Source organism: Flavobacterium tructae, from assembly GCF_001853485.1.
Classification (GTDB): domain Bacteria; phylum Bacteroidota; class Bacteroidia; order Flavobacteriales; family Flavobacteriaceae; genus Flavobacterium; species Flavobacterium tructae.
Genome location: NZ_MIKE01000010.1, coordinates 1 through 9,567, shown reverse-complemented (window position 1 = coordinate 9,567; position 9,567 = coordinate 1). Strand labels below are relative to the sequence as shown.

General features: G+C 36.7%; 2 protein-coding genes. Both read left to right on the top strand.

Translation table 11 applies throughout. The features are described from left to right. Window positions 1-5 precede the first annotated feature (5 nt). On the top strand, window positions 6-7,391 hold the full coding sequence (locus BHE19_RS02165; RefSeq protein WP_317040039.1) for a non-ribosomal peptide synthetase: 7,386 nt from the start codon (window positions 6-8) through the stop codon (window positions 7,389-7,391). 9 nt (window positions 7,392-7,400) lie between these two features. Then, window positions 7,401-9,567: non-ribosomal peptide synthetase (locus tag BHE19_RS02160; RefSeq protein ID WP_165607899.1), on the top strand; the 2,167-nt coding region annotated here is incomplete at its 3' end.

The window sequence follows — 9,567 nt, the reverse complement described above, 5'->3', positions numbered from 1 at the left end:
AAAACATCACGACAATCCATTTTGTTCCTTCGATGCTGAGGGTTTTCTTAGAAGATATTAACTTAGGAGACTGTAAATCGTTAAAACAGGTTCTGTGCAGTGGAGAGGCTTTACAAGTAGATCAGGTACTCTTATTTAAGGAAAAATTCAGGAATGTTCGATTAGATAACTTATACGGTCCTACAGAAGCTGCAATTGAAGTGAGTTCATGGGAAGTACCTCTGGAAGATGTCTTATCTCAGGTTTTAATTGGAAAACCGGTAGCCAATACCAGTTTATATGTTTTAGATCATCAAAATCAATTAGTACCAATAGGTGTAATTGGCGAATTGTGTATTGGAGGAGTTCAGGTAGCCCGAGGATATTTGAACAAGGAAGAATTAACAAAGGAAAAATTTATAGCAAATCTATTTAAAGAGGGAGAGCGAATTTACAAGACAGGCGATTTAGCGCGTTGGCTTCCGGATGGCAACATAGAATACATTGGCAGAAAAGACGATCAGGTTAAAATTCGCGGCTATCGAATAGAATTAGGGGAGATTGAAAACGCCTTATCTTCTTTAGCGGGCGTAAACCAATGTTGTGTTCTGGCCAAAGAAGATACAGCAGGCAATAAACGTCTGGTAGGTTATGTGGTATTGGAAGAGGCATTAGACAAAGAGCGACTACAAAACCAATTAAAGTTGAGCTTACCGGAATATATGGTTCCTCAATTGTGGGTGGCATTGGATACAATGCCATTATCCGGTAGCGGAAAGCTGGATAAAAAGTCATTACCAGATCCTGATTTTTCAGGCTTATCCAGTAAAGAATATGTCGCTCCGCGTAATGAGACAGAAGAGCAGTTGGCAGCAATCTGGCAAAACCTGTTAGGTGTAGAACAAATAGGAATTTATGATAACTTTTTCGAGCTCGGAGGTCACAGTTTACTGGCTACACGTTTAGTTTCGATGATCCGTAAGGCTTTGATGATAGAAGTATCCATCCGCGAAGTATTTGAACATGCCACAATCTCAGACTTAGCAGCCCATATAGCGGCACAATCTGAAGGGGTTTTATTACCAGGTATTGTTGCAGAAGAACATCCGGCTCGTATTCCTTTATCGTTTAGTCAGGAACGATTATGGTTTTTGGATCAGCTGCAAGGCAGTACAGAATATCACGTACCTATTGTTCTTCGTTTAGAGGGCGCATTAGACGTATCGATACTGGAACAAACCTTGCATTGTATAGTTTCGCGCCATGAAGTCTTACGCAGCATGCTGTTATCAGAAGAAGGTATCGGTTATCAGCAAATCATCAGTGCAGAAGGCTGGTCTTTGGATCAGCTTGCAATATCTGATGTAACTTTACTAGAAAACAGTCTGGATCGTTATCTGGCCCAGCCCTTTAATTTATCGAAGGATTATAAGTTAAGAAGTTGCCTGTATGACTTGGGCAACGAGCAGTATGTCTTAGCATGTGTGTTGCATCATATTGCCAGTGATGGCTGGTCGGAGGGAATTTTGGTGAATGAGTTTATAGAACTGTACAATGCCATGACTCAAGGCAGGAATCCAAATTTACCTACGTTACCAATCCAGTATACGGATTATGCTATTTGGCAGCGTAAATATATTTCAGGGGAAGTTTTGGAGACCCAGTTGAGTTATTGGGATGATCAATTGCAAGGAGTATTACCATTATTGCTACCTACAGACTATGTGCGACCATCGATTCAGAGTAGATCAGGAGGGAGTATGTCATTTCATATAAATCAAGAAGAAAAAGTTGCATTAGACTCAATTTGCAAATCGGAAGGGGTTACGATGTTTATGCTGTTATTATCGGCTTTCAAAGTGTTGTTATATAAATATAGCGGACAAGAGGATATTTGCGTTGGTACGCCTATAGCCAATAGAACACAGGCTGAATTAGAAGGAGTAATAGGATTTTTTATTAATAATCTAACGATTCGCACTAGGATAGATTCTCAAAGTTCCTTTAAGGATTTATTAGTTCAGGTTAAAGAAACAACTTTAAGTGCTTATAATAACCAGAGTGCTCCATTTGAAAAAATTGTAGACAGGGTGATGACAACTCGGGATACGAGTATGAGCCCTTTGTTCCAGGTAAAATTTTTATTAGATAATACTCCAAGATCAACAGAAGCATTTTTAGATCAAATAACGATAGACAGCTATGAAAGAGATCATATAAGTTCGATATTGGATATTTCATTTAATGCTGTAGAGACAGAAAAAGAGATTTTATTCAATATTGAATATTGTACAGATTTGTTCAAAAGTGATACTATTCAATCTATGATCATTCATTTTGAAGAAATCATCAGTAGTATAATTAAAAATTTAAATGAACCAATAAGTAAGCTTGAGATGTTATCTATTGAAGAAAAACATCAAATACTCTATGAATTTAATAACACCCAAGTTGCTTATCCAAAAGACAAGACTCTAGTTGATTTATTCGAAGAACAGGTTAAGAGAACCCCAAATAATATTGCTGTCGCGTTTGAAGATGAAGTATTAACTTATAAAGAACTAAATGAACAATCAGATTGTTTGGCGTATTATTTAAAGAATACAGGTCAGTTAGAATCAGAAGATATAGTAGGAGTAATGATAGATCGTAATATATGGTCAATTGTTTCTATGTTAGGTATTATGAAATCAGGGGCTTGTTATTTACCAATTGACAAAGATTATCCAGATACACGTAAGTCATTTATTATAGAAGATGCCAATGTAAAATTATTAATTATAGATTCAGAAAGCTTATTTGAAGTGATGGACTATAATACAAAGATATTTTCAATAGACATCGAGTTTGAAAAAATATCGAAAGAGGTTACAGAAGTAGATTCAAAAACTAGTAATGTTAAATCTTCAGATTTAGCTTATGTAATTTATACTTCCGGAAGTACAGGCAATCCAAAAGGAGTTATGATCGAGCATGGTAGTATTGTAAATACAATAGTATCACAAATAAATGCTTTTTCAGTAACCGAAGTTGATAGTTGTTTACAATTTGCAAGTCATTCTTTCGATGCTTCCATATCAGAGATTTTTATATCGTTATTATCAGGATCACAATTATATATAATAGAAGAAGGAAATAAACTTGATGTGAGTTATTTTGTCGATTATGTTGCAAAAAATCAAATATCCATAGCCACATTACCACCTGCCTTTTTAACATTATTAGATTGTAATCAAATATCTGGCATAAAAACATTGATAACAGCAGGAGAACAAGCACCATTAAAACAGGCAAAGTTATTTGCAAAAACAGGAAAATACATCAATGCTTATGGCCCTACAGAAGCTAGTATTTGCGCCACTATCTTTAGTGGTGATATGGGTACAACGGTTCCTATAGGAACACCAATAGCCAACACCCAAATTTATATACTTGATGATAGTCAAAATACAGTTCCCATCGGAGTAATTGGAGAATTATGCATATCAGGAGCTGGTATAGCTCGTGGCTATTTGAATAGAGATGACTTAACGAGAGAGAAGTTTATAAAGAATCCTTTTATTGAAGGCGAACGACTATACAAAACAGGTGATCTGGCCCAATGGTTACCTGATGGAAATATAGAATATATTGGCAGAAAAGACGATCAGGTTAAAATACGCGGATATCGAATAGAGTTAGGCGAGATCGAAAATGTATTGTTTTCTTTAGCAGGAATTACACAGTGTTGTGTATTGGCCAGGGAAGGAGCAAATGATAGCAAGCGTCTGGTAGGTTATGTTGTATCTGAAGGTGATTTTGATAAGCAATCGATACAAGAATCACTAAAATCGAAATTACCGGACTATATGGTACCTCAGTTGTGGGTAGCATTAGATAGTTTTCCATTAACCACTAATGGTAAAGTTGATAAAAAGGTATTACCTGACCCGGATAGCTCAGATTTATCCGGTAAAGAATATATAGCGCCACGTAATGAAACAGAAGCGCAATTAGCAGAAATCTGGCAGAATTTGTTAGACGTAGAACGAGTAGGAGTTTATGATAATTTCTTTGAGTTGGGCGGTCATAGTTTACTGGCCATTAGAATGATATCGATGATACGTAAAGTGTTTGAAGTTGAAATGTCAATCTATGAGGTTTTTGAATATCAAAGTATCTTTGAGATCTCAGTACTCTTGTTGTCAAGAGATAAACAGCTTTTACTACCAACTATTGTTGCTCAAGAAAGAGGAGTTCGAATTCCCTTATCGTTTAGTCAGGAACGACTATGGTTTTTGGATCAGCTTCAGGGCAGTACCGAATACCACATTCCTATAGTTTTGAGTTTAGAAGGCGCTTTAGAGATATCGCTGTTGGAACAAACCCTGCATGGTATTGTTTCGCGTCATGAGGTCTTACGCAGTATGCTCTTATCAGAAGAAGGTATCGCTTATCAGCAAATCATCAGTGCAGAAGGCTGGTCACTGGATACGGAGATCATATCGGATGAACTCGTCTTAAAAAATCAGATCGCCGACTACATCAACCAACCTTTTGATTTATCGAAAGATTACAAACTGCGAGCGTGTTTATACACTTTAGGGAATCAGAAATATGTGTTGGCTTGTGTTTTCCATCATATCGCTAGTGATGGCTGGTCAGATGGAATTTTGATCCGTGAATTTATGGAGCTTTACAGCGCCTTGCAATCCAACAGCACCGCTAATCTACCAACACTTCATTTACAATATGCCGATTATGCGATTTGGCAGCGTAACTATTTAGAAGGAGCAGTTTTAGAGGATCAGTTGTCGTACTGGGAATCCAAACTAAGTGGCGTAAGTACTTTGTCCTTACCAACAGATTATCCCCGTCCTTCGGTTCCGAGCAATGCAGGAGCAGCTGTCTCTTTAGTCTTAGACCAGAAGCTGAGCGCATCATTAAACGCTATTTGTAAAGAAGAAGGAGTAACCTTGTTTATGCTTTTATTATCTGCCTTTAAGATCTTGTTGTCGCGTTACAGTGGTCAGGAAGACATTTGTGTCGGAACACCAATTGCAAATCGAACGCAAGCGGAATTAGAAGGAATGATTGGTTTTTTTGTCAATACTCTGGCCCTTCGCAGTGATTTGAGCGGCGATCCGAGTTTTAGTAATTTATTAGCAAGAGTAAAACAAACCACTTTAGAGGGATACGATCATCAATTAACCCCATTTGAGAAGGTGGTAGATCGTGTGGTTACAAGCCGTGATAGGAGTATGAGTCCGTTGTTTCAGGTGATGTTTGTATTACAAAATGAAGGAGATAATCAAGCCCAAAAAGAGAGCGAATTACATGATATCATTATTTCTGAATATGAGTTTGATACGGTTAGTTCTAAGTTTGATTTGACATTTAGTGCATCAGAAAATAACAATGGTATTTCATTAGCGGTAAATTATTGTACAGCTTTATTTGATAAGGCTACAATCGAGAGTATGCTGCTGCATTATCAGGAATTATTGCAAAGTATTGTTGGCAATATCAAACAACCAATCAGTACTCTGTCGATGCTTAGCCAGGCAGAAGAGCATCAATTATTGAATGTTTTCAATAACACTGAAGCTGCCTATCCATCAGATAAAACAATTGTTGATTTATTCGAAGAGCAGGTTAAACAAACACCAACGGCTGTTGCAGTTGTTTATGAAGATGAAAAACTAACCTACGAAGAATTAGACCAACGTTCCAATCAATTGGCATATTATTTACGTGAGCAGGGTGTAAAACCCGATGCTCTTGTAGGGATCTGTCTGGAGCGCAGTTTAGAAATGCTAATTGGTATCCTTGGGATCTTAAAATCAGGAGGCGCTTATGTTCCTATTGATCCGGAGTATCCAACAGATCGTATCGCTTATATGCTTAAAGATGCTGGTATTGATTTGGTTGTAAGCAGTCAAACCAGTTGTAATGTTATAAACAGAGATGAAGAATTATCCGTTCTGTGTCTGGATAAAGATTGGGATCTTATCTCAGGGTATCCAACAACAGCGCTTAGTACTGTATTGACAGCCTCTAATTTAGCGTATGTGATATATACCTCAGGAAGTACCGGTACACCCAAGGGAGTGATGAATGAACATAGTGGTATTGTGAATCGTCTATTATGGACACAATCCCATTATCAGCTTAAGAGTGATGATGCAATTTTACAGAAAACCTCTTTTAGTTTTGATGTGTCGGTATGGGAATTTTTATGGGCTATTAGCTGTGGAGCACGATTGGTTTTTGCCAAACCCGAAGGACATAAAGATGTTGAATATTTAAAACAGATTATAGAAAAGGAAAACATCACGACGATTCATTTTGTTCCTTCGATGTTGAGAGTTTTCTTAGAAGATATTAACTTAGGAGACTGTAAATCGTTAAAACAGGTTCTGTGTAGTGGAGAGGCTTTACAAGTAGATCAGGTACTCTTATTTAAAGAAAAATTCAGGAATGTTCGATTAGATAACTTATACGGTCCTACAGAAGCTGCAATTGATGTGAGTTCATGGGAAGTGCCTCTGGAAGATGTCTTATCTCAGGTTTTAATTGGAAAACCGGTAGCCAATACCAGTTTATATGTTTTAGATCATCAAAATCAATTAGTACCAATAGGTGTAATTGGCGAATTGTGTATCGGAGGAGCTCAGGTCGCCCGAGGATATTTGAACAAGGAAGAATTAACAAAGGAAAAATTTATAGCAAATCCATTCAAAGAGGGAGAGCGAATTTACAAGACAGGCGATTTAGCGCGTTGGCTTCCGGATGGTAACATAGAATATATTGGCAGAAAAGACGATCAGGTTAAAATCCGCGGCTATAGAATAGAATTAGGGGAGATCGAAAACGCCTTATCTTCTTTAGCGGGCGTAAACCAATGTTGTGTTTTGGCCAAAGAAGATACAGCAGGCAATAAACGTCTGGTAGGTTATGTAGTTTTAGAAGGAGAATTGAACAAAGAGACATTACAAAACCAATTAAAATTAAGCTTACCGGAATACATGGTTCCTCAATTGTGGGTGACTTTAGAAAAAATGCCGCTCACCAGTAACGGAAAGCTGGATAAAAAAGCATTGCCGGATCCGGATGGTTCAGACTTATCGAGTACCGAATATGTCGCTCCGCGTAATGAGACAGAAACCAAATTAGCAGCAATCTGGCAAAACCTGTTAGGCGTAGAACAAATAGGAATTTATGATAACTTTTTCGAGCTCGGAGGTCATAGTTTACTCGCTACGCGTTTAGTTTCGATGATCCGTAAGGCTTTGATGATAGAAGTATCCATCCGCGAAGTATTTGAACATGCAACAATTGTAGAGTTGGCATCGCTTATTGAATTTTTTGAACAAGATTTTAATGAGGATCATGAAGACAGTGAAAACTACAATGTAACTATAGAAATATAATTTTAAAACATGAATATAGAAATTTTAAGTATTTTAAAAGAAGCTCATAACAAAAAAGTAAAAATAGAAGTAAACAAGGGAAACTTAACAGTTAAATCAGTGGCTTCTATTGATACCGATTTATTACAAAAAATAAAAGATAATAAAGTTCAAATAGTTAAATATATTGAGGAAGGTCACATAAAAAGCAGAAAAAAAACGTTACCTAAAGTTACTCCTTACGATCGAGATTCTATCAAGCAGATTCCTTTATCGTTTAGCCAGGAACGTTTATGGTTTTTGGATCAGTTGCAAGGCAGTATCGAATATCATATTCCTACAGTTCTTTGTTTAGAGGGAGCATTAGATCTATCGATATTGGAACAAACCCTGCATGAGATTGTTTCGCGTCATGAAGTCTTACGCAGCATGCTTTTATCAGAAAACGGAATCGGTTATCAGGAAATTATCAGCACAGAGGGCTGGTCGCTTGATCAGTTGGAAATGAAGGATGCATCAATGCTTGAAAGCAGTCTGCAGGATTATCTGAATAAACCTTTTGATTTATCTAAAGATTACAAATTAAGATCATGTTTGTATGATCTGGGAAACAAGCAATATGTTTTAGCAATTGTTTTTCATCATATTGCAAGTGATGGCTGGTCAGAGGGAATTTTGACAAATGAATTTATAGAATTGTACAATGCTTTGCACTCGGGTCGCCCGGCAATTTTACCAGAGCTTAGTTTGCAATATGCCGATTATGCCATTTGGCAGCGCAAATATTTAGAAGGTGCTGTTTTAGAGGATCAGTTATCGTATTGGGAAAGAAAACTTAGCGATGTAAGTACATTATCCTTGCCAACAGATTATGTTCGTCCTTCGATACAGAGTAATGCAGGAGCCAGTGTTTCTTTAGAATTAACTAAAGAGTTGAGTGATTCATTAAATTTGATCTGTCAAAAAGAAGGGGTTACCTTGTTTATGTTCTTGTTAACAGCTTTTAAAGTATTGTTATCTCGATATAGTGGTCAAAAAGATATTTGTGTAGGAACGCCAATAGCCAATCGAACTCAGTCAGAGTTAGAAGGTATGATCGGTTTTTTTGTGAATACCTTAGCCCTTCGTAGTGATTTAAGTGGTGACCCAAGTTTCAGGGAGGTATTGGTAAAAGTGAAGCAGACAACTTTGGAAGGATACGATCATCAACTCACACCATTTGAAAAAGTAGTCGATCGGGTGATTACGACTCGGGATATGAGTATGACACCATTGTTTCAGGTATTATTTGCATTACAGAATGCATCTAATGCATCTGAAGAAGATGGAGAAGCTTTAGAAAGAGTTACGTTATCAAGATATGAGTTTGATACAATTACTTCTAAATTTGATTTAGCATTAAATGCTTCTGAAAGTGATAATTGTGTTTCATTCGATATGGTATATTGTACGGCTTTATTTGAGAAGTCTACAATAGATCGAATGCTACTGCATTATCAGGAATTATTGGTAAATATTGCAGATAATATCGCGCAACCAATAAGCAGTCTCTCTATGCTTACAACCAAGGAGGAGCATCAATTATTATATGAATTCAATAATACAAATGTCACATACCCAAAAGATAAAACACTAACAGATTTATTTGCTGAACAAGTTAAAAAATCTCAAGATGATATTGCAGTAGTTTATGAAGAGGAGAGAATAAGTTATAAAGAATTGGATAAACGCTCCAATCAGTTGGCGCATTATTTATTATCTAGTAATGACGTAAATAAGGGCAGTCAAATTGGAGTTGTTTTAGACCGTAGTGATTGGTTAATTGTTTCATTTTTAGCAATATTAAAAATTGGCGCAACTTATGTTCCGATAGATCCGAATCATCCTGAGGAAAGAAAAGAATACATAAAGAAAGACAGTAACTGTTCTATTATTATAGATGATTTAGTACTGGAAACATTCAAAAAGAATTGCTCCGATTACTCTGATGACTTACCTGAAATAAATACCAGCCCTGATAATTTGGCATACATTATTTACACTTCGGGTAGTACAGGTAAACCAAAAGGAGTAATGATTGAACATCGAAATATTGTCAATACAATACTATCTCAGATTTCTGCTTTTTCAATTACCAATAAGGATAGCTGTCTGCAATTTGCGAGTATTTCGTTTGATGCTTCTATTTGGGAGATAG